The sequence below is a fragment of the Winogradskyella sp. Asnod2-B02-A genome, from assembly GCF_045063645.1.
Lineage (GTDB): Bacteria > Bacteroidota > Bacteroidia > Flavobacteriales > Flavobacteriaceae > Winogradskyella.
In genome coordinates this window covers 1,325,408-1,348,170 of sequence record NZ_JBEFOG010000027.1, presented here as the reverse complement: position 1 = coordinate 1,348,170, position 22,763 = coordinate 1,325,408, and the positions used below count along the sequence as shown (strand labels likewise).

Below are 22,763 nucleotides of genomic sequence, written 5' to 3'. Positions count from 1 at the left end.
ATGAAAAATCTATATATACTACTTTTCGCTTTAGTCTTTATGGCCTGTGGAAACGACAAAGCCAATGATTCTGAAGTCATAGCAACAGAAACAAATTCTAATGACATAACGATTACAAAAGCACAATTTGAAAGCGAAAAAATGGCTTTTGGAACTTTGAGTGAATTCGATTTTAACGAAAGTATTGAAGTCAACGGAATGATTGATGTGCCACCTCAAAACAAATCGAGTGTGTCTACTTTTATTGGAGGTTATGTAACAAAAACACCTTTGCTTATTGGTAACGAAGTAAAAAAAGGACAACTTTTGGTGACGCTTCAAAATCCTGAATATGTTGAAATTCAACAAAACTATCTCGAAGTTGCAGAACAATTAAATTATTTAAAATCTGAATTCAACAGACAAAAAACCTTGTTTGATGAGGAAATTACTTCAGAAAAAAATTATCTAAAAGCAGAAAGCACCTACAAAAGCAACTTAGCACATTACAATGGGTTACGTAAAAAGTTACAGATGATGAATATTAGCCCAAAACGTGTAGAACAAGGACAAATTTCATCAAGCATTAATTTATACGCACCAATTGAAGGCTATGTGACTAAAGTAAATGTGAGCAACGGAAGCTTTGTTTCACCTAGCGATGTCATTATGGAAATTGTAGATACAGACCACATTCATTTAGAATTATCGGTATTTGAAAAAGACATTATGAAGGTTAAGAAGGAACAAAAGATTATATTTCAAATTCCCGAAGCATCTGACAAAACCTTTGAAGCTGAAGTACATTTGGTAGGCACCACAATTGATGAAAATAGTAGACGCGTAAATGTGCATGGACATGTAGATAATGAAGAAGACCATTTTATTGTTGGGATGTTTGTAGAAGCTGAGATAATTACTGAAAGCTCTAAACGTTTGGGTTTAGCAAAAGAGGCCTTAGTTTTAGAGGAAGGTGACGCTTATGTTTTAGTTTTAAATGAAAAAAACAACAATGAGTTTCACCTTAAGAAGGTAAAAATTAACATTGGAAAAGAAACCGAAGATGCATTCGAAATTCTAAATGCAGAAATTCTAAAAGACAAACAAATTTTAGTAAAAGGAATTGGTATGTTACTCAATACAGAAGAATAAAGTCACAGCAATAAATAATATAAAATATCACGCAACCTTTTCTTACTTTTGGCATCTAATGAAAACAATAGTTTTACTTGTAAATTACTAATATTTCTTGGTATAACTTTTGATTAGACATTAACTCAATCTAAAAAACTAAACAAATGAAAAAAGCTCTATTAGCATTATTACTCTTCACTTCTTTTGCATCTTTTGCCCAAGAAGCGAATCAAGATGAAAAGGTAAAACACAGTGAAATTAAAATAAACGCTTTTAACCTTATTGTTTTTAAATCTGTAGATTTATCTTATGAATACTTAATAGATTCTGAATCTTCTGTAGGAGCTTCTATACTTTTTAATTTACAAAATAACGAAGACAGAGACTTTGAAGATGGCCCTGTTTACAACGAAAAATTTGCTTTTACGCCATACTACAGACGTTATTTTTCTAGTAAATATGCTTGGGGATTTTTCTTAGAAGCCTTTGGGATGTATAATGTACAAGAAGATAGTACTGAATATTACAATTATGATTCAAATGAATATTACTACAGAGATTCCGGAGAAACCTCGAGTAATATAGCATTTGGAATGGCTGTTGGCGGAAAATTTGTAAGCAAAAAAGGATTTTTATTTGAATTATATGGTGGTGTTGGTAGAAATATATCAACTTCTAATAATGATATAGGCACTGAGTTTGTACCAAGATTAGGTACATCTCTTGGTTGGAGATTTTAAATACTTGTAATTAATTACACAAAAACACCCAAACTTTCATAGTTTGGGTGTTTTTTATTATTTAGACTTTTGCTTTCACAGAAATTAATTATTACATTTTCTGAAGCCAATGTTTTACATCAACTTCTGCTTTTATAATATCTTTTAAATCTTCAATCTTTACACGTGTTTGTTCCATAGTATCTCTATGACGTATGGTAACCATATTATCCTCTAAAGTATCATGATCTACAGTGATACAAAATGGTGTTCCATTAGCATCTTGCCTTCTGTAACGTCTTCCTACTGCATCTTTTTCATCGTAAGTTACGTTAAAATCCCACTTTAAATCTTCAACAATCTTCTTAGCGACATCTGGCAATCCATCCTTTTTAACTAAAGGTAAAATGGCTGCTTTAGTTGGTGCCAAAACTGCTGGTAATTTTAAAACGGTTCTTGTTGTATTGTTTTCTAATTCTTCTTCTACTAAAGCATTTGAAAACACAGCTAAGAACATTCTATCTAAACCAATAGAGGTTTCTAAAACGTAAGGAGTATAATTGGCGTTATCTTCATGGTCAAAATATTGTAACTTTTTACCTGAAAACTTTTCATGTTGTTTTAAATCGAAATCTGTACGCGAATGAATTCCTTCTAATTCTTTAAACCCAAATGGGAAATTAAATTCAATATCTGTAGCAGCATCAGCATAATGCGCTAATTTATCGTGATCATGGAAACGGTAGTTTTCTTCACCTAAACCAAGTGATTTATGCCATTTTAAACGGGTTTCTTTCCAATAGTCAAACCATTCTTTTTGTGTACCTGGCTTAATAAAAAATTGCATTTCCATTTGTTCAAACTCACGCATTCTAAAAATGAATTGTCTTGCAACAATCTCGTTTCTAAACGCTTTTCCTGTTTGTGCTATACCAAAAGGAATCTTCATACGTCCTGTTTTCTGAACGTTTAAGAAATTCACAAAAATACCTTGAGCTGTTTCTGGTCTTAAATATAAGTCCATAGCAGATTCTGCTGAAGCACCAAGTTTGGTACCAAACATAAGGTTAAATTGCTTAACCTCTGTCCAGTTTGTAGTACCTGACACAGGACAAACAATACCTAAATCTACTATAAGTTGTCTAAAAGCCTCTAAGTCATTTTCCTCTTGGACTTTGGTTAGTTGAACTGTAATCTCATCTATTTGTTTTTGACGACGAAGTACGTTACCATTTGTAGCTCTAAACTCTTTTTCGTCAAAGGCATCACCAAAACGTTTTTGCGCTTTAGCAACATCTTTATTTATCTTCTGATTAATCTTCTCTCTAAAATCTTCTACCAAAACATCAGCTCTGTAACGTTTTTTAGAATCTTTATTATCAATTAAAGGATCATTAAAAGCATCTACGTGCCCAGATGCTTTCCAAGTGGTTGGATGCATTAATATTGCAGCATCAATACCTACAATATTATCGTGCATTTGCACCATGGCTTTCCACCAATAGTCTCTAATGTTTTTCTTTAATTCTGCTCCATTTTGAGCATAATCATATACTGCGCTTAGTCCATCGTAGATTTCACTACTCTGAAACACGTAACCATACTCCTTTGCGTGAGAGATTACTTTTTTAAATTGATCTTCGTTTGCCATAATAGTGCAAAAATAGAAAACCGCTCTGATTAACAGAACGGTTTTTCAAAAATTATATCTTTAATTATATGCTTTGACTAATTTAATTGAATACTAGTACCTCCAAGTTTAATATTTCTATGAAAAATAGTAATAAAATAATATCCTTTTAGAAAAGGCTTATCGTCTTCATCTGCAACAATAGCAGTACAAACTTCAAGATTTTCGTTGTTATAATCAATGATTTGTTTACTGCTATAAATTAAGGAAGAATCTCCAAACTTAACTTCACCTTTATCTGCCAACACATTACCATCTGGACCCACAATTTGTATGTAAATGTCCTTCTTGCCTTTTAAAGCTAACGGATTTTCGTTTATAGTAATACAAACATCCATTGCATTAGCACGTTTTGCTTTATCTGTTATACGTTTTTTACCATACTTTAATCTATAAGATTGTGCATTAATATTACTAGCTTTTAAAACTGCTGCATTACTAATGGATTTATTTAAAGAATCGTTTGCTTCTTCTAAATTATTAATTGTACTCGTATTCTTTTTTATTGTACTTAATGCGTAGCGTTTTTCTTTCTGCAGTTTTTTATTTGCAGAATTTAAAGAGTCAATTGTACTTAGTAGCACCTTGCTCTTAGATTTTAAAACTATAAGTTGCTCTTTAAACCTAGTGACAATAGATAAGTCACTATTTAATAATCTTAAAGAATCTAAGGCCATCTTAGTTTCTAGTTTGGCTTCTTGAAGTTGTGAAGCCATAAGACTATAGTCTTGACTTAGATCGTCATAACTTAAAAGCATGTCTGATAGTTCAGTTTCTATCAATACTTTTTCTTGTTTTAAGAATCCTTCATAAGATTCAATGGATTTATATTTATTAAAGCTATATATTCCTAAAACAGTTAAAACGACTAATAAAGAACTTATAATTAATCTATAGTTAAATAGTTGAGGGTTAACTATCATTATTAATTTTCTTAATTTAATGCCAAATTATAACTAATTGAAGTCTAATGTTATTTTAATCGATTAAGTGATGAAAAACTTGTTAAACTTGTTCTTTCCTAAGGTTTGCGAAGCATGTAACAATGTTTTGTCCGATAATGAATTGGTTTTATGTACGTCTTGCAGACATCACTTACCGGTAACCAACTTTCATTTTAATGATGCAGAAGATGTAAAAAAAGTGCTTTATGGAAGAGTTAAATTAGAAAATGCTTCAGCTTTATTCCATTTTTCTAAAAAAGGCATTGTACAACAAATACTCCACAATTTAAAATACAGAGGACATGAAGATATTGGTGCATTCTTTGGAGAATGGTTTGGTGCGGAATTAGCAACTTTAGAGACTTATAAAAATATCGATGTGGTTGTACCTGTGCCATTATACAAATCTAAATTGAGAAAACGTGGCTATAATCAGGTAACAAAATTTGGTAGAGCAATTGCACATGCATTAAACGCAGATTATAATGATACTGTTTTAATAAAAACAAAATCTACTAAAACTCAAGTTTTTAAAGGACGATTAAAACGTTGGAATGATGATGGTGCTTTATTTGATATTTCTGAAAACAAATCTTTAGCCGGAAAACATATTTTACTTGTAGATGATATTATTACTACAGGCGCAACAGTTGAAGCCTGTGCTACGGTTTTGTTAAAAATTGATAATATTAAGTTAAGTCTTGCAACTATGGCAATTGCAGATTGATTTGTTCGTTGCAATACTCCAAGCTATATGTTTTGAGTAAAGACATTTATATTGTTTCTTTGTGCTAAATTATATTGAATAGATGCAGTTATCATTAATGCGAATTTTAGGTCTGATTTTTATTACCATTACCCTTGCTAGTTGTGCTAATCGTGGAACTCCTTCTGGTGGAGAAAAAGACATTGTACCACCAGTAATAACGCAGTCTGTACCAGAAAACTACTCTACTAACTTTAAAGGTAAGGAGATTAGAATTCATTTTGATGAGTACATAAAAATTAAAGATCTTAGAAAACAACTCATTATTTCACCTCCAATGGACACAGATCCAATTGTAACTCCTGCGAGCGGAGCGAGTAAATACATTACCATTAAAATTCAAGATACATTAAAAGACAATACCACATATGCCTTTAATTTTGGAGAAAGTATTGTAGATAACAATGAAGGGAACCCTTATCCTTATTATCGCTATGTATTTTCTACAGGAAACTATATAGATTCACTATCTGTAAAAGGGTACATTGAAGATGCTTTATTAAAAGAACCCGACACCTTTGTTTCAGTGATGCTATATGAAGCAGACTCTACCTATACAGACTCTATTGTTTACAAACAAAAACCGAGATATATAACAAATACCCTTGATAGCGTTACAACTTTTAGTATCGATAATATTAAAGCAGGCACCTATAAGTTGATTGCTTTAAAAGATGAAAACTCTAATTATAAGTTTGACCAAAAAAATGATAAAATAGGATTTAATGAAGGTTTTATTACTATCCCAAATGACACTGCGTCACACAAATTAAAATTATTCAAGGAAAAGGTAAATTTTAAAGCCATAAAACCAACACAAGATGGTGAAAGTAGAATCATTTTCCCTTATGAAGGTGATTATGAAACCATGCGAATTAAAGTTTTAGGAGAAACACCAGAAGGCTATAAAACACGAATTCTTAAAGATCCTATTACAGATTCATTGTACTATTGGTACAAACCAAAATTTGAAGCGGACACCACTTTTTTTATCGTCACTAATGAAAAATACATAGATACTTTTAAGCATCGCTTTAGAACGATAAAAGCCGATTCATTAAAAATAACATCTTTAACAAAAGGCACTTTAAATTTTGAAGACGAATTCACCATTGAAAGTAATATTCCATTAACTCAAATTGACACTTCAAAAATAAATTTAATCGATAAAGATTCACTTTCTGTACCGTATAAAGCAGTATATGATTCAATTTTTAATAGATATAAATTTCCATTTGATAAACAGGAAGGACAGAATTACAAATTCAGATTATTACCTGGCACATTTACAGATTTTTACGCAAACTCTAATAAAGACACGTTGAGTTATTCTGTAAAAACGAAGATGAAATCTGAATATGGTAATATTAGAGTTAATCTCAGAAATGCAAAACTTCCGCTCATTGTTCAATTAGTAAATAAAAAAGGAGAAGTGGTATATGAGCGTTATGCTAAAGACTCGCCTGTAGTAGATTTCACAGATTTATCTCCAGGGAAATATGACTTACGTGCTATTTTTGACACTAATGGCAATGGGAAATATGATACAGGGAATTTTTTATTAGGTATTCAACCAGAACGTGTTAGTTATTCTCCTGAAATTGATGAAACCCGTTCGAGTTTTGATCAGATTATAGATTTTATTCTCTTAGATTAAATTAAATTCATCTCTATCATTTAAGAAATTTAATTTCTCTCTATATTTTTTAATCGCTGCTTTTTCTAAAGTAACTACAGCAATGGCATCCTCTGATTTAGATAAAGTATCTATTCTATTGCCTAAAACATCGTAAGCTGCAGAATGCCCTGAGTATTCAAAATTATTGCCGTCTAGACCTACTCTGTTTACACCTATACAATAGGTCATGTTTTCAATTGCTCTAGCTTTTAACAAAACGTCCCACGCCTCAATGCGTATTTTTGGCCAATTAGCAACATAAATTAATAAGTCATAATCCTCAACATTTCTAGCCCAAACAGGAAAACGTAAATCATAGCAAACCAACGGACAGATTTTCCAACCTTTATAATTAAACATTACTTTTTCTGTGCCAGCTGTGTAAACTTTATGTTCACCTGCTAAAGTGAAGGTGTGTCGCTTATCATAGGTAGTAATAGTTCCAGACGGTTCCACACACACCATACGATTGTAAAAATTGTTGTTTTCTAAAATAACAAGACTTCCCAGAATAGCAATCTGCTTTGTTTTAGCTATATTTTTAAGCCAAGCTATAGTTTTGCCTTCCATGCTTTCTGCGACAGCTGCCGGATTCATAGTAAAGCCAGAGGTAAACATTTCGGGTAAAACAACAAGGTCCACTTCTGTAGAAATAGTATTGATTTTAGCACCTAATAAACGTCTATTTTCTTCTGGACTTTCCCAAACTAAATTGGTTTGAATAATGGCAACTCTTACTTCTGAATTCATCTTTTAAAATTACACATTTGATTTTAAACAACGGAATAAAAAAAGCAACCTAAAAAGTAAACTAACCATTGTGTTTACTTTTTAGGTTGCTTTAATAAATTGAAGCTAACTTTTTATTTACAATTTACGTTTTGCTTTTGTTACTTTTTCAGAAAGCTTTTCAAGTTTTTCAAGCCATTTCTTTTCATCTTCTGGAGATAATTTTCCTTTGCCTTTTAACTTCTCGTATTTCTTCTGTCCTTTTTCAAGACTACTCTCTGCCTTTTCAAAATTCTTCTGAAGTTTTTCTTTTTTCTTTATTTCCTTTTCAGCTTTTTTCTGAGCTTTCTCAGACTTTTTTTGTGCTTTAATGGCTTTTTTGTTCTCTTTTTCGAGTTTCTTAGCTACTTCTTCTTTTTTCTTTAAAGCCTTTTCTTCTTCTTTTTTAGCTTTCTCTTCTTCTTTCTTAACCTTCTCTGCTTCTTTTTTAGCTTTCGCCTCTGCCTTCTCAACTTTTTCAGCCTCAAGTTTCGCTTGCTCAGCTTCTTTCTTCGCTTGCGCTTCTTTTTGCTTCGCTAATTCTTCAAGTTTCATTTTTTCAGAAATAGCAGCTGCTTCTTTAAAAATTAATGTTCTTTGTTCAAGGTTTAAAGTTTCGGTAACATCTTGTCCGTCTAAAAAGATTTTTTCGTTTTTAACTTCATAAATTTTACCTTCTTTTGTCACTTCTTGTGCAAAAGTAGTAAGCGATAAGCTTAAGAATAATAAGATAATATAGTATTTCATTTTAATTATGTTTTTATGTTCATTATTAAGACACATAAATTTATTAAAAGTAACATCAAAATCTTCTTTTAAAGTTTATTTTTTGCTTCCAGAACTTCGCTTTTTAATTTACTTAGTTTTTCTTTCCATTTATAGGCTTCATTTGGTGAAAGTTCACCCTCTTTTTTTAATTTTTTAAACTCTATTTTCTTGTTATTATAACGTTCTTTAATCGTTGCATAATTATCTCTAGCATCTTGTTTTTCTTCGCGCGTGTTCTCTAAGGATTCTAATTTATCCTCTAGTTCATCTTGTTTATTTTCTGCTTCTTTTTGTATGTCTTGCTGTTTAGCAATCGCGTCTTCTAAGGCTTTATGTTCTTTTTCAAACACTTTACTAGCTTTTTCTTTTTCTTCTAACAATGCATTAATAGATTCTTTTTCTGAGGCACTTAAGCTTTCTGTGACTTCTATACCATCCTTTTTAATCTTACTTCCATTTACTTCGTATACTTTTCCTTGGTCTGTAATTACGCGTTCGCTAGTGCCACATGATGCAAAAATGAATAGTGTTAGTAATACTGATAGCCTTCTTAAAATCTTCATAGGTTTCTTTTCAAAATTATATTTTAAAGGTAACCTAATGACTGTTGCTGCTTTAACTGAATCAATACTTATATGCGCTTTAATACATCAGCAGCCTTTAATAATGTCTCATCAGTCTTTGCAAAACAAAATCGCAACACGTTATCGTCTTTATCTTTCTCATTAAAAACAGACATTGGAATAGATGCAATTTTAAATTCTTTAGTTAATCGTTTGGCAAAATCTACATCATATTCATCTGTAATTTCAGAATAATCTAAAACCTGAAAATAAGTGCCTTTTGATGGCTGAAACTTAAATCTAGACTCTGAAATTAAGTTTAAAAATAAATCACGTTTATGTTGAAAAAAGGTATTTAAACATAAATAGGTTTCAGCATCTTGCATATAATCTGCAATACCTTTTTGAGATGGATGATGTACTGAAAACACATTAAACTGATGGACTTTTCTAAATTCGGTCATTAACTCTTCTGGTGCACAGCAATAACCAATTTTCCAACCTGTGTTATGAAATGTTTTCCCAAAAGAAGCGGTTATGAAACTGCGTTGTTTTAAATCGTTGAATAAACATGCACTTTGATGTTGTGCATCATCAAATACAATATGCTCGTAAACCTCATCACTTAACACAATAATATTTGTATCCTTTGTTAACTTTTGAAGTTGAAGCATATCGTCTTTAGACCAAATCGTTCCGCTTGGATTGTGAGGCGAATTGATAATTATCATTTTGGTTTTACTCGATATTTTTGAAGCCACCTCATCCCAATTCACATTATAATTTGGCGCAGATAATTGAATAGGAATTGTTTTTCCACCATTAAGTTCTATTGCAGGTTGGTAACAATCGTAAGCAGGTTTAAAAATAATGACTTCATCCTTTGGTCTTATAAATGTAGAAATTATGGTGTAAATCGCTTGTGTTGCACCTGCTGTAATGGTGATTTCCTTTTCTGGATGATACGTGCTTTTATATAACAACTCATATTTGTGAGCAATGGCTAATCGCAAATCTAAATTACCAGCCATTGGTGCGTATTGATTGTAACCCTTATTCATGGCATTAGTGACCAAATCATTCAATTTTTGAGAACTTGGGTAATTAGGAAACCCTTGCGATAAGTTAATGGCATTATGTTCTTTTGCCAAAGCACTCATTACAGTAAATATAGTAGTACCTACGTTGGGTAATTTTGATTTAAAATTCATATAAAGTGGTCATTATGTGCGAAAACATTAAAGATATAAAACAAGCTTTTCTATCTTTACAAAAACTAATAAAATATAAGTTATGCGCTTTATAAAAATTCTCTTATTATTCTTTGTTTTTCAGGTTTCTGCCCAACAAGGTGGTATGTGGATTCCTTCACTTTTAGAAGGCATGAACGAAACAGAAATGCAAAGTTTGGGTAGTAAATTAACAGCTCAAGATATTTACGACGTTAACAACTCTAGCTTAAAGGATGCCATTGGTCATTTTAATGGTGGTTGTACTAGTGAAGTGATTTCAGACCAAGGTTTGGTGTTAACCAATCACCATTGTGGTTTTAGCCAGATTCAGTCACACTCATCATTAGAAAACGATTATTTAAAAGATGGATTTTGGGCCATGTCTCTTGAAGAGGAGTTACCAAACGAAGGTTTATTTATTGAGTTTATTGTGAGTATTCACGATGTAACAGAAGTTGCTTTAAAAGGTATCACTGATGTCATGACGGAAACTGAAAAACAATCTTTAATTTCTAAAAATACCAACGCAGCTTTAAAAACTTGGCCTAAAGAATCTTGGCAAGACGTAAAGACAAAAGCATTTTATGAAGGCAATCAATACTTCCTTTTTGTAACTGAACGTTTTGAAGATATTCGTTTAGTTGGTGCACCACCAAGTAGCATTGGTAAATTTGGAAGTGACACAGACAACTGGGTTTTCCCGAGACATACTGGCGATTTTTCTATGTTTAGAATTTATGCAGATGCTAACAATAGACCTGCAAAATATAGCAAAGACAACAAACCTTACAAACCAAAACATTACCTGCCAGTATCTTTAGATGGTGTTGAGGAAGGTGATTTTACCATGGTTTTTGGTTTTCCAGGAACGACTAGCGAGTACCTACCAGCAGTAGCCATTGAGCATATTACAAAAGAATTTAATCCAACCAACATTGCGATTAGAGAAGCAGCTTTAAAAGTCATTGACCAAAAAATGAAAGAAAGCGACGATGTAAGAATTAAATATGCCTCTAAACAAGCCAGAATTGCAAACGCTTGGAAAAAATGGATTGGCGAGAATTTAGGAATTGAAAAAAGTAATGCGGTTGAAAAACGTAAAGAATTTGAAGCTACATTTACAAAAGCTTTGAAAGAAAAAGGGCTAGAGGATAAATATGGAAACATACTTCCAGAATTTGATAGACTTTACAAAGATTTTGCACCTATAAATATTAAACGTAGAAATTTCATTGAAGTCTTTTTAATCACCAATGAGTTAATGCAAATGACCTTTAGAGCTTACCAAGTTGAGCAAGCTTTAATCGCTAACCCAGAAAATCTAGAAAGAGGAAAAGAAGTTTTAACTGGTCAATTACAAGGTATTCATAAAAATTACAATGCTGAATTAGATAAAGGAGTTTACCTCAACGTTATGCCTTTATATGGTAAAGAGATTGATGCATCTATCTACGATAACACAGCATTTACAAATTTAGATTCTGCTTTAAGCCTGCTTGAAGGCGATACAGAAACGGTTATAAAAAACTTAAACAACGATGCTGCTTATGCGTATGCAAAACCAATTATTGATGAGTTTTTTAACACATTAAATCCTGAATATCAACAAAAAAACGAACCAATTACAGCGTTACAAACTAAATATATGACAGCATTAATGGAAGCATTACCAAATGCACGTTATTTTCCTGATGCTAACGGAACATTGCGTGTCACTTACGGACAAGTAAGAGGTTATGCACCTAGAGATGCGGTTTATTACAATCCTGTAAGTTATTTAGATGGTGTCATTGAAAAATACATTCCTGGAGATTACGAGTTTGATGTGCCACAAAAATTAATCGATTTATACGAAGCTAAAGATTACGGACAATATGCTGATAACAACGGAAAAGTACCAGTTTGCTTTTTAGGAACCAACCACACAACAGGTGGAAACTCTGGAAGTCCTGCAATTGATGCCGAAGGAAATTTAGTAGGTTTAAATTTTGACCGTGTTTGGGAAGGCACAATGAGCGATATGAATTACGACCCAGAAATCTGCCGTAACATTATGGTAGACTTACGCTACGTACTTTTTATAGTTGATAAATATGCTGGTGCAACGCACTTAATTGATGAAATGACTTTGGTACATCCAAAAAAGGATGGTTCTAAATCTAAGAAAAAGAAGAGAAAAAAACGTAAGAAACGTAGTTAGGTTTTGGCTGTCAATTACCAAACTTAAAAATTTAAGACCTCATCGTTTTTTTGAACTTTGAGGTCTTTTTATATGTGGTATTTTAGCTTCTCGATACTATTTGCTCGTACATCACAAATGACTCGAAGTGACGTTATTGGTTCAGAGTAAATATAAGGGTTCAATTGAAGTAGAATTATCATTGTATTGAAATTACTTTAACCGCAATTTTGTATCGAAAATCGATAAAAACAAAAATCGAATTACTTCAATATACTCTTCACAATTTTTAAATGATGATTGGTGTGCGCATCTAAGAATTGTACAACTCTGGCTTTATTAATGTTACCAAATAAAGGATGTTTAAAAAAAGCATTGTTGTCCAAACTTGATATGGTTTTTATAAGCGCTCTAGCCTCTGTTAATTGTAAAATAATATCATCTTTTAATATTGTTTCAGGTGGTGTTACATACTTTGGTGCCTTTGCTTTTCCTCTTGGAAAGTATTTAAATTTCAATAGCAATTTTCCTACTAAACTAAAATTATCCTTATACAAAGCTGTATCTGAATCTTGCATGTTTTTCACAACAGCATTAATCACTTTTAAGCTATGATCTATATGCCATGCCACATTCGCTTTTGAAACACTAATGTTTATAGCTTTACTTTTTGGAATTAAACCTTCTAAAATATCTAATTTCTTTTGTAAGACTGTAATATTAACTGAACTCATTTTAATTTTTTATTGAAAGGTAACTATAATAAAAAATCCCAAACACTAATGCTTGGGATTTTTCGATTATGAGATTTCTGCTTTCGCAGGCATTTATTAGTATCTGTAATGCTCAGGCTTATAAGGACCATCAACAGTTACTCCAATATATTCTGCTTGGTAGTCTGCTAATTCAGTCAACTCAACGCCAATTTTCTCTAAGTGTAATTTAGCTACCTTTTCATCTAAATGCTTAGGTAACATGTACACATTATTTTCATAGTTATCACTATTTTTCCAAAGTTCAATCTGAGCTAAAGTCTGGTTTGTAAATGAGTTACTCATTACAAAACTTGGATGACCTGTAGCACAACCTAAGTTTACTAAACGTCCTTCTGCAAGAATAATAATATCCTTTCCGTCAATGTTGTATTTATCAACTTGTGGCTTAATAGTATCTTTAGTATTTCCATGCTTTTCATTTAACCAAGCCATCTGGATTTCGTTATCAAAATGCCCAATATTACATACAATAGTTTTGTCTTTCATGGCTTCAAAATGCTCAGCACGTACAATATCTTTATTTCCTGTTGTAGTAATAATGATATCAGAGTTACCAACCACAGTTTCTAATTTCTTAACTTCAAAACCATCCATAGCAGCTTGTAACGCACAAATTGGATCAATTTCAGTAACAGTAACAATAGAACCTGCACCTTTAAAAGAAGCAGCAGTACCTTTACCAACATCTCCATAACCACAAACGGTTACACGTTTACCAGCTAACATAATATCTGTTGCTCTACGAATGGCATCTACTGCAGATTCTTTACAACCATATTTATTATCGAATTTAGATTTTGTAACCGAATCATTAACGTTAATTGCTGGCATTGTTAAAGTACCATTTTTAACGCGTTCGTATAATCTGTGAACTCCTGTTGTTGTTTCTTCAGACAAACCTTTAATACCTTCAGATAATTCTGGGTATTTATCTAAAACCATATTCGTTAAATCTCCACCATCATCAAGAATCATGTTTAATGGCTTTCTATCTTCACCAAAGAATAAAGTTTGCTCTATACACCAATCAAACTCTTCTTCCGTCATATCTTTCCATGCATACACAGCAGTACCAGCTTCTGCAATTGCAGCAGCAGCTTGGTCTTGTGTTGAAAAAATATTACAAGAACTCCAAGTTACTTCTGCACCTAGAGCTTGTAAAGTTTCAATTAATACAGCCGTTTGAATCGTCATGTGTAAACATCCTGCAATACGTGCTCCTTTTAAAGGTTGCTCGTTTTTGTATTCTTCACGTAAACTCATTAAACCTGGCATTTCTGCTTCAGCTAAATTAATTTCTTTTCTTCCCCAAGCCGCAAGCGACATATCTTTTACCTTATTAGGTACGTAAGCAACAGTTTTTGTACTCATATTATCTTCTTTGTTTTTATATTTTAAAACACCTTTGGGTTTAGCACTTAAATAGTTAAATTCGCTACATAAAAAATACCAAATCTGCCTCAGGCAGTGCAAAGATAATCAATAACATTCAGAATTCTAAATGCCACTATACAAATCCATTAGTGTAAATTCACAAACTACTGTTAAAATCTGGAAGATTGAAGAATCTTACGACGATTTATTTAAACCATTAAACTTAAAACCGCAAAGTTTAAAACGTGTTTTAGGTATGAAAAGTAAGTTGCATCAACGTGGTTTTTTAAGTGTTAGACATTTGTTACGCGAGTTTGGTTATACAGATCAAGATTTGTATTATGACGACAATGGAAAACCACACCTCAACGACGGTAAACATATTTCCATTACACATTCCTTTATATTTTCTGGAGTCGTTGTTAGTGATAAACCTGTTGGAATTGACATTGAAAAGCAACGTGAAAAAATAGGCATCATTGCTCATAAGTTTGTCGATTATGAATATAATTATTTAAAACCAACAGACGAAGACTACATTAATAGACTTACGGTTATCTGGGGAATTAAAGAATCCTTGTACAAACTTTTTGCTGTGCCAGGCATGCTGTTTAAAGAACATTTTTTAGTAATTCCATTCACCATGAAAGATAATAAAACTATCGCGTGGATAGATTATAAAGATAAAAAACACAGATACAATACGGCATTTATGGAGTTTGAAGGTTTTACCTGTGCTTATGTAATTCCTTAATGAATAGCCTTTACCAAAATATAAAAGACTCTAGAGCAAAAGACGAAAAACTTTTAGCTGTTTTAATTGATCCTGATAAGATGAAGCTTCAAAATGTTTTAAGCTTTATTGAAAAAGTTAATCAATCCATAGCAACACACATTTTCGTGGGAGGAAGCGAAGTTGATGAAGGATTAACGGAAAGTTTAGTGATTGCAATCAAAAAACAGACTAATCTTCCTGTTATTTTGTTTCCGGGAGATGTGATTCAAATTACAGATAAAGCAGATGGGATTTTGTTTTTATCGTTAATATCAGGTCGTAATCCAGACTATTTAATAGGTAAGCATGTAGAAGCTGTTTCAAAATTAAAAAATTCTAATTTAGAGATAATTTCAACAGGCTATCTCCTCATAGAAAATGGAAAACAAACGTCTGTTGAGCGCGTAAGTAAAACTCAGCCGTTAAAACGAAAATCTATTCAAACCATTGTTGATACATCAAAAGCTGGAGAATTATTAGGAATGAAACTCATTTATCTCGAAGCAGGCAGTGGAGCAACTCATGCTATTGAGCCCAATATAATTTCTGAAGTAAAACAACAATTAAATATCCCATTGATTGTAGGCGGAGGTATAAGAACTAAAGCCGAGATGGATTCAACCTTTAAAGCCGGAGCAGATTTAGTAGTTATAGGCACAGCTTTTGAAGACGATGAAAACTTATTTAATGATTTAAAAAAATAAAACTTAAAATGGAAATATCAGTAGATCTAACACTTTCTCCTTTACAGAATGATTATGAAAAACATGTTATTAATTTTATAAAAGCATTACGTGATTCGCCATTTAAAGTTTTAGAAAATCCGTTAAGCACACAAATTTTTGGAAACTATGACGAGCTAATGCCTTTCTTAACCAAAGAAATAAAACGCTCTTTTGAGGATGTAGATATTTCTGTATTAACTATAAAATTGGTTAAAACAAATAGAAGCGACTATGAACCACATTTTTGATTTCTTTTTCGGCCAATATTCCGAATATCAAACTACAGACATTGTATTAGAAATTGTTGCTGTAATTTTTGGTTTTCTATCCGTTTGGTTTTCAAAAAAAAACAATATTTTGGTTTTTCCAACAGGAATGATCAGTACATGTATTTTTGTGTATTTATTACTCAAATGGCAACTTTTAGGAGACATGATGATTAATGCTTACTACTTTATAATGAGTGTTTTTGGATGGTATATCTGGACACGTAAAGTAGATGCAGAGCATGAAACACCAATCTCTTCAACAACAAAAAAAGAAAAACAAATAAGTCTTGCCATCTTTTTAGCAACTCTTGTTTTTGTATTTGTTATTTACAAAACATTTGATAAATGGAATGGTTGGGTGGCCTATGTAGACACCATTACAACCGCGACCTTTTTTGTTGGTATGTGGTTAATGGCAAAACGTAAAATAGAAAATTGGATTTATTGGATTATAGGAGATCTCATCTCTATCCCTTTGTACTTTTATAAAGGATTTACATTTACTAGTTTCCAATATTTAGGGTTTACAGTAATTGCAATATTTGGATACTTAGCATGGAAAAAGAACTTAAACAACAACCTAGCAACTGCATAAAAGTCGTTTTATTTGGGCCAGAATCCACAGGAAAAACAACACTTTGCAGACAGCTAGCCAGACATTACCATTCGGTTTGGGTACCAGAATATTCACGTGAGTATCTTCAAGATAAATGGAATAACGAACATAAAACTTGCGAACTCAAAGATTTGTTACCTATTGCGATTGGGCAGATGAAACTTGAAAATGAATTAGCTCAAAAAACACATTCAGTTTTAATATGTGATACGGATTTACTTGAAACCAAAGTATATAGCGAAGTTTATTATAAAGGCACATGTGACCCGATTTTAGAAACACATGCTCTAAAAAATTCTTACGACCTTTACTTTTTAACCTATATTGACACACCTTGGGAAGCAGATGACTTAAGAGACAAACCCAATGAAAGGGAACAGATGTTTAAGGCATTTGAAAACGCTTTAGAAATAAACAAAAGACCATACATACTTTTAAGAGGAAACAAAAAAGAACGATTAGAATTAGCTATTAAGCACATAGACAAATTACTAGCAAACAAAACATGAAACATACATGTTTAAAATTTCATCATCAATTAACACCTATACATCCATGAAATTCACCGATAAAGATATTCAGCAAATAGAATCTAAAGGTTTAAACTTAGATCTTGTTAAAAAGCAAATTGAAATTTTTGAAACTGGAATTCCATTTACAAACATTTCGGAAGCTGCTACTATTAACAATGGTATCATGGCACTAAACGACGATTCAATACATAAATACGTTACAAGATTCAATGCTGAAAAAGATAATAAGTCTTTATTAAAATTTGTACCTGCTTCTGGCGCAGCGTCTAGAATGTTTAAATTTTTGTTTCAATTTGTTAACCAATACAATGCTAATGAGCAATCCCTTAATTCATACATTAACCGAAACAATCTAAGGGAATTATCGCTTTTTATGGTAGCAATGGAAAAATTCCCATTTTATAATCAGGTATTAGAATTACTTAAATCTAATGGTATCCATTTTAAAGCTCTCCCAACACAAGAAAAAGTATGGCATTTTTCCAAAGCCATGTTAGACCAAAACCAATTAAATTTTGGAAATCAGCCTAAAGGATTATTACCATTTCACCAATATAAAAAAGATCATATTTCTACGGCTTTTGAAGAACATTTGTACGAAGCAGCATTGTATGCTTCAAGCAATGGATTGGCTAAATTACACTTTACCATTTCAGAAGTTCATGAAAAAAGTTTTAAAGAAGAATTTAAAAACATAAAGAATCACATAGAAGAAAACACAGGTGTCACTTTTGATATTTCATTTTCATACCAAGAACAATCTACAGATACCATTGCTGTCACTTTACAGAATAAACCTTTTAGAGAAACGGATGGTTCCATATTATACAGGCCATCTGGTCATGGTGCTTTATTAAAAAACTTAAATGCACTCGATGCTGATATTGTATTTGTTAAAAACATTGATAATGTCGTAGTATATAAATATAAAGATGAAGTGGCTACTTACAAAAAAGTTTTAGCCGGAATTCTATTAGAACTACAAGCCAAAACATTTGAGTATTTAAATGATTTAGATTCCAAGGAGGTTAACGAAGATAATATCTCAGCTATTGAGCATTTTTTAACCCAAGAGTTAAGCGTTAAAATATCTGATGAGTATAAAAAATATGCAGACCGTTATAAAATTGAATATTTAAAAGAAAAATTAAACCGTCCAATCCGAATTTGTGGTATGGTAAAAAATGAAGGTGAACCTGGAGGAGGTCCATTTTGGGTAAAAGACAATAAGTCTAACCAATCACTTCAAATTGTTGAGTCTGCACAAATTAACTTAAAAGACGTAAAACAAGAAGAAATTCTTAAAAACGCAACCCATTTTAACCCTGTAGATTTGGTTTGTGGAATTAAAAATTATAAAGGCGAAAAATTTGATTTAGAAAATTATGTGGATCATGATGCCGCTTTTATTTCCCAAAAAACTAAAAACGGTAAAGAGTTAAAAGCTTTAGAATTACCAGGACTTTGGAACGGAAGCATGGCACATTGGACAACTATTTTTGTTGAAGTCCCTATCATTACTTTTAATCCTGTGAAAACAGTCAACGATTTACTAAAATCACCACATCAAATTATAGAATAGTGAATTCTAACTTACTTAAATCTGAATTATCTTATAAATACGTCCGCAGCTCAGGTAGCGGAGGACAACATGTAAATAAGGTGTCTTCTAAAGCTGAATTATATTTTGATCTTAAAAATTCTAATGTTTTTAATGACGACGAAAAACAAAAGCTTTTAGAATTCTTTAATAACCGTTTAACCAAAGACGGTGTTTTAATTCTTGCCTGTGATGAAAGTCGCAGTCAATTTAGAAATAAAGCTTTAGTCACTCAGCGCTTTTTAGAACTCATTGAAGAAGGATTAAAAGAAGAGAGAATTCGTATACCAACAAGAGTTCCAAGAGGAGTAAAAAAGAAGCGCTTAAAAAACAAGCGTATTAACGCAGATAAAAAAGCCAATCGAAAGCGACCAACACTTGATTAACCACTTCCGTAACTTCGTGTGATTCTGAAGTACGAAGAATTGTATCGAGAAGCTTTAATATACTTTTAAAAAGATCTAAATACAAAATTCTAAAAAAGGAGTTTCACTGGAACTGACATCTTTACTTCAATTCAAAAATAATTCACAATTCATTATTCTAAATTCTAAATTCCTTTATATCTTTGCCGCGTTCTCAAAAAAGGGGTGCCTATTATCGGCTGAGATCATACCCATTGAACCTAGAACAGGTAATGCTGTTTAGGAAACGAGCGTAAAGAAAATATCTTATGGATGTTTTTGGCGAACGCAATAGTTATCAATGTTTATTTTTCTACTTCTGAGTTATATCTTGTACTATTTTACATGTTATAGATTCAAATAGAAAAACGACATTTATCATTATTGTGGTTGCTGATAGCTCAAAAAAATTAATTATTAACCAAGAATAATGACCTCTTTTTATTCGATTATAAATTATAGTCGTATGAAAATTTTATTCAACAATCTCTCAAAAACAAAACGACAGAGATTAACACTTTCATTTTTATTATTAGCAATTTGTTCAGCTTATGGACAAGAAAAACAACAAGATTCAACCAAAGTTGAAAAACTAGACGAGGTTTTAGTAAAAGCCGTTAGAGTGGATGCTAAATCACCAATTACGCACTCTAACGTTACCAAAGAAAATTTAGCAAAACGTAATCTAGGACAAGACATTCCGATGTTACTAAACTTTTTACCTTCAGTAGTAACCACAACAGATGCTGGAGCAGGTGTTGGTTACACAGGTATTAGAGTACGTGGTGTAAGTTCACAATCTACAAATGTCACCATTAACGGAATTCCGTATAATGATGCAGAATCTTTAGGTACATTTTGGGTTAATCTAGGAGACTTTGCTTCTTCTGTAGAAAGCTTACAATTACAACGAGGTGTTGGAACATCAACCAATGGTTCTGGTGCTTTTGGAGCAAGTATTAATGTATTAACTGATGCTTTCTCTAAAGATGCAAGTGGCGAAATCTCTAACTCATTTGGTAGTTACAATACCAGAAAGCACACTTTAAAATTTAGTACTGGTCTTATGAACGACCATTTTGAAATTGCAGGTCGCTTATCTAATATTGCCTCTGATGGTTATATAGATAGAGCATCTTCAGATTTAAAGTCTTACTTTTTACAAGGGTCTTACGTAGATGATAACACCTTAATAAAAGCCATAACTTTTGGAGGTGAAGAAATAACTTACCAAGCATGGTACGGAACACCTTTAGCCAGAATTACTGGTGATGAAGCAGGAATTGAAGCCTATATTTCTGAAAATTATTTAAGTGAAGCTGAAGCTGAAAACCTTAGAAACTCAGACAGAAGATATAACTATTACACTTATGATAATGAAGTAGACAATTACGGACAAGACCATTATCAACTGCACTGGAATCAACGCTACAGCAATCAATGGTCTACAACACTTGGTTTAAACTACACAAAAGGTAGTGGTTATTTTGAACAATATAAAGAAGCTGAGGATTTTAGCGATTATGGTTTTGAACCTTTAGATTTCAATGGCGAAATAATTGATGAAACAGACTTGATTCGTCGTCGTTGGTTAGAAAATGATTTCTTTGTTGTTAATGCAAACGTGAACTATAAAGATAACAATATCAATCTTATCTTTGGTGGATCTTATAGTCATTATGATGGTGATCATTTTGGTGAAGTGATTTGGGCAGAATTTGCAAGTCAGTCTGAAATTAGAGATCGTTATTACGATGGTAATAGTATAAAGAATGACCTTTCTTTATTTACAAAAGCAAATTATCAACTTAACGAAAAAATAAGCTTATATGGTGATTTGCAAGTAAGAAACGTAACGTATAAAACTACAGGAACAACCTCTGATATTGTAGAATTTGCAGTTGATAAAGATTTTACATTTTTTAATCCAAAAGCAGGTATTACATACGAAATAAACAATGACAATAATCTTTATTTCTCATATGCAAGAGCCAATAGAGAACCAAACAGAACCGATTTTGAAAGCAACGAAAGTATAGAAGCAGAACAATTAAATGATTTTGAATTAGGTTGGAGACATAAAAAAGGAAATTTCACATTTAATGCCAATGCGTATTACATGTTATATAATGAACAATTGGTTTTGTCTGGTCAGTTAGATGATGTAGGCAACCCAATTAGAACTAATAGTGGTAAGAGCTACCGATTAGGTTTAGAGTTAGAGGCCATTATTCCTGTGACACCAAAGTTAACATTGCAGCCAAACATAACAATTAGTACCAATAAAAATAATGAAACTATCACACCTTTTGATGGAGAATTACAAAATTTAGGTAAAACAGATATTTCATTTTCTCCAGATTTAGTTGCCGCAAATGCGATTGTTTTTCAACCTATAGAAAATTTTCAGGTGTCATTATTAAGTAAATTTGTTGGTGAACAATATATGAGTAATACTGAAGCAGAAAGTTCTAAACTAGACAGTTATTTTATTAATGACTTTAACATTAGTTACACCTTAAAAACAAAATCTATTTTTGAGTCTATTATCTTTACAGGCTTAGTGAATAATATTTTTAATGAAAAATATATTTCTAATGGTTATTATTTCACTTATGATGATACTTGGTCAGACCCAAATAGCGTAACTACTATAGAAGGCGCAGGATTTTATCCACAAGCCACTAGAAACTTTTTAGTTGGTGTAACATTAAAGTTTTAATTACTCACTAAATAAGTATTATTACCAGTAGACTCAACCCTGTACGGCTGCAATGTACAGGGTTGAGTATTTTGTTCAAAACCATAACCCGTTGCCAAACTATATTCGTTAGCATCATCACAGCCACAAGTTACAATATCACCTATACCTGAGTATGTTAAAGTAGAACATGAAAGTGGCTCATGGCTAGGATCTGCGGCATCCCAAGCATAAAGTGTAGAAGAATTTGCGCGATAAAGCCAAATTCCATTATTTCCATATCCAGGAACATAAACTCTATTATCATTAAATTGTAACTGAGCAAACTGAGGTAAATTAGTATTAACAACTAAATTTACTCCAGTATTAAATAAGAAGTTACAATTACTACTATCATCATTATTACTACAAGTAAAAACAACTACACAACTTAGTATTAAAATCAATTTCTTCATCTTCAATTTTTGTGGGCCAATTTACGATTAATTCAACTATACCGTAAATATTTTATATATTTGTAATGTAATCTCGTCAGCGCGAGATTTTTTTTATGCTGAATGTATTTCAGCA

The 22,763-nt window shown here is 32.0% G+C and carries 22 protein-coding genes; 13 read left to right on the top strand and 9 right to left on the bottom strand.

Annotation, left to right across the window (positions count from 1 at the left end; translation table 11 throughout):
• A complete protein-coding gene (locus ACJJVO_RS13910; protein ID WP_405575153.1) occupies positions 1–1,131 on the top strand; it encodes an efflux RND transporter periplasmic adaptor subunit in 1,131 nt (376 codons plus the stop codon).
• Between the two features lie 146 nt (positions 1,132–1,277).
• Positions 1,278–1,853 carry a DUF3575 domain-containing protein gene (locus ACJJVO_RS13905; RefSeq protein WP_405575151.1) on the top strand — a complete coding sequence of 192 codons (576 nt, stop codon included), beginning with the start codon at positions 1,278–1,280 and terminating at the stop codon, positions 1,851–1,853.
• A gap of 91 nt (positions 1,854–1,944) precedes the next feature.
• Here ACJJVO_RS13905 and ACJJVO_RS13900 read toward each other — a convergent pair whose 3' ends face one another.
• Both ACJJVO_RS13900 and ACJJVO_RS13895 read right to left on the bottom strand, forming a co-directional pair.
• Complete coding sequence (locus ACJJVO_RS13900; protein WP_405575149.1) at positions 1,945–3,483, bottom strand: glycine--tRNA ligase; 1,539 nt, start codon at positions 3,481–3,483, stop codon at positions 1,945–1,947.
• Between the two features lie 77 nt (positions 3,484–3,560).
• Entirely contained in the window at positions 3,561–4,445 is an 885-nt protein-coding gene (locus tag ACJJVO_RS13895) for a hypothetical protein (protein ID WP_405575147.1), read from the bottom strand.
• Between the two features lie 70 nt (positions 4,446–4,515).
• On the opposite strand from ACJJVO_RS13895, the gene ACJJVO_RS13890 reads away from it, so the two are divergent.
• A complete protein-coding gene (locus ACJJVO_RS13890; protein ID WP_405575146.1) occupies positions 4,516–5,193 on the top strand; it encodes a ComF family protein in 678 nt (225 codons plus the stop codon).
• Positions 5,194–5,275: 82 nt separating this feature from the next.
• On the top strand, positions 5,276–6,889 hold the full coding sequence (locus ACJJVO_RS13885) for an Ig-like domain-containing protein (protein WP_405575144.1): 1,614 nt from the start codon (positions 5,276–5,278) through the stop codon (positions 6,887–6,889).
• Here ACJJVO_RS13885 and ACJJVO_RS13880 read toward each other — a convergent pair.
• The 4 genes from ACJJVO_RS13880 to ACJJVO_RS13865 all read right to left on the bottom strand — a co-directional run bounded on the left by ACJJVO_RS13880 (position 6,881) and on the right by ACJJVO_RS13865 (position 10,220).
• A complete protein-coding gene (locus ACJJVO_RS13880) occupies positions 6,881–7,660 on the bottom strand; it encodes an amidohydrolase (RefSeq protein WP_405575142.1) in 780 nt (259 codons plus the stop codon). The two genes, ACJJVO_RS13885 and ACJJVO_RS13880, sit on opposite strands and share 9 nt — an antisense overlap.
• A 117-nt stretch (positions 7,661–7,777) precedes the next feature.
• Positions 7,778–8,425: a hypothetical protein gene (locus tag ACJJVO_RS13875; protein WP_405575140.1), complete on the bottom strand. Its 648-nt coding sequence runs from the start codon at positions 8,423–8,425 to the stop codon at positions 7,778–7,780.
• Positions 8,426–8,493: 68 nt separating this feature from the next.
• On the bottom strand, positions 8,494–9,009 hold the full coding sequence (locus ACJJVO_RS13870) for a hypothetical protein (RefSeq protein ID WP_405575138.1): 516 nt from the start codon (positions 9,007–9,009) through the stop codon (positions 8,494–8,496).
• 68 nt (positions 9,010–9,077) lie between these two features.
• Positions 9,078–10,220 (bottom strand): methionine aminotransferase, encoded by a 1,143-nt coding sequence (locus ACJJVO_RS13865; RefSeq protein ID WP_405575136.1) that lies wholly within the window; start codon positions 10,218–10,220, stop codon positions 9,078–9,080.
• An 82-nt stretch (positions 10,221–10,302) separates the two neighbouring features.
• Between ACJJVO_RS13865 and ACJJVO_RS13860 the strand changes: the two genes are divergently transcribed.
• Positions 10,303–12,441, top strand: coding sequence for a S46 family peptidase (locus ACJJVO_RS13860; protein WP_405575134.1), 2,139 nt, complete (start codon positions 10,303–10,305; stop codon positions 12,439–12,441).
• A gap of 242 nt (positions 12,442–12,683) precedes the next feature.
• Here the strand turns inward: ACJJVO_RS13860 and ACJJVO_RS13855 are convergent, their stop codons facing one another.
• The gene (locus tag ACJJVO_RS13855) at positions 12,684–13,154 is read right to left on the bottom strand and encodes a DUF1569 domain-containing protein (RefSeq protein ID WP_405575132.1); all 471 of its coding nucleotides are present in this window, start codon (positions 13,152–13,154) and stop codon (positions 12,684–12,686) included.
• 96 nt (positions 13,155–13,250) lie between these two features.
• Complete coding sequence (gene ahcY, locus ACJJVO_RS13850) at positions 13,251–14,567, bottom strand: adenosylhomocysteinase (protein ID WP_405575131.1); 1,317 nt, start codon at positions 14,565–14,567, stop codon at positions 13,251–13,253.
• Positions 14,568–14,697: 130 nt separating this feature from the next.
• Between ahcY and ACJJVO_RS13845 the strand changes: the two genes are divergently transcribed.
• From ACJJVO_RS13845 to ACJJVO_RS13810, 8 genes are all read left to right on the top strand, one after another.
• On the top strand, positions 14,698–15,324 hold the full coding sequence (locus tag ACJJVO_RS13845; RefSeq protein WP_405575129.1) for a 4'-phosphopantetheinyl transferase family protein: 627 nt from the start codon (positions 14,698–14,700) through the stop codon (positions 15,322–15,324).
• Positions 15,324–16,049, top strand: coding sequence for a geranylgeranylglyceryl/heptaprenylglyceryl phosphate synthase (locus ACJJVO_RS13840; RefSeq protein ID WP_405575127.1), 726 nt, complete (start codon positions 15,324–15,326; stop codon positions 16,047–16,049). The genes ACJJVO_RS13845 and ACJJVO_RS13840 overlap by 1 nt, the downstream gene beginning before the upstream one ends.
• An 8-nt stretch (positions 16,050–16,057) precedes the next feature.
• On the top strand, positions 16,058–16,318 hold the full coding sequence (locus ACJJVO_RS13835) for a hypothetical protein (protein WP_115815764.1): 261 nt from the start codon (positions 16,058–16,060) through the stop codon (positions 16,316–16,318).
• Positions 16,302–16,934: a nicotinamide riboside transporter PnuC gene (pnuC, locus tag ACJJVO_RS13830; RefSeq protein WP_405575124.1), complete on the top strand. Its 633-nt coding sequence runs from the start codon at positions 16,302–16,304 to the stop codon at positions 16,932–16,934. The genes ACJJVO_RS13835 and pnuC overlap by 17 nt, the downstream gene beginning before the upstream one ends.
• Positions 16,895–17,464, top strand: coding sequence for an AAA family ATPase (locus ACJJVO_RS13825; RefSeq protein WP_405575122.1), 570 nt, complete (start codon positions 16,895–16,897; stop codon positions 17,462–17,464). Before pnuC ends, ACJJVO_RS13825 begins: the two co-directional genes overlap by 40 nt.
• A 7-nt stretch (positions 17,465–17,471) precedes the next feature.
• Positions 17,472–19,070, top strand: a complete 1,599-nt coding sequence (locus ACJJVO_RS13820; RefSeq protein ID WP_405575120.1) for a DUF4301 family protein — start codon at positions 17,472–17,474, stop codon at positions 19,068–19,070.
• Positions 19,070–19,474 (top strand): alternative ribosome rescue aminoacyl-tRNA hydrolase ArfB, encoded by a 405-nt coding sequence (arfB, locus tag ACJJVO_RS13815; protein ID WP_405575118.1) that lies wholly within the window; start codon positions 19,070–19,072, stop codon positions 19,472–19,474. Before ACJJVO_RS13820 ends, arfB begins: the two co-directional genes overlap by 1 nt.
• A gap of 484 nt (positions 19,475–19,958) precedes the next feature.
• Positions 19,959–22,214, top strand: a complete 2,256-nt coding sequence (locus ACJJVO_RS13810; protein WP_405575116.1) for a TonB-dependent receptor — start codon at positions 19,959–19,961, stop codon at positions 22,212–22,214.
• On the opposite strand, the gene ACJJVO_RS13805 is transcribed toward ACJJVO_RS13810, so the two are convergent.
• On the bottom strand, positions 22,211–22,648 hold the full coding sequence (locus ACJJVO_RS13805; protein WP_405575114.1) for a hypothetical protein: 438 nt from the start codon (positions 22,646–22,648) through the stop codon (positions 22,211–22,213). The two genes, ACJJVO_RS13810 and ACJJVO_RS13805, sit on opposite strands and share 4 nt — an antisense overlap.
• Positions 22,649–22,763 lie beyond the last annotated feature (115 nt).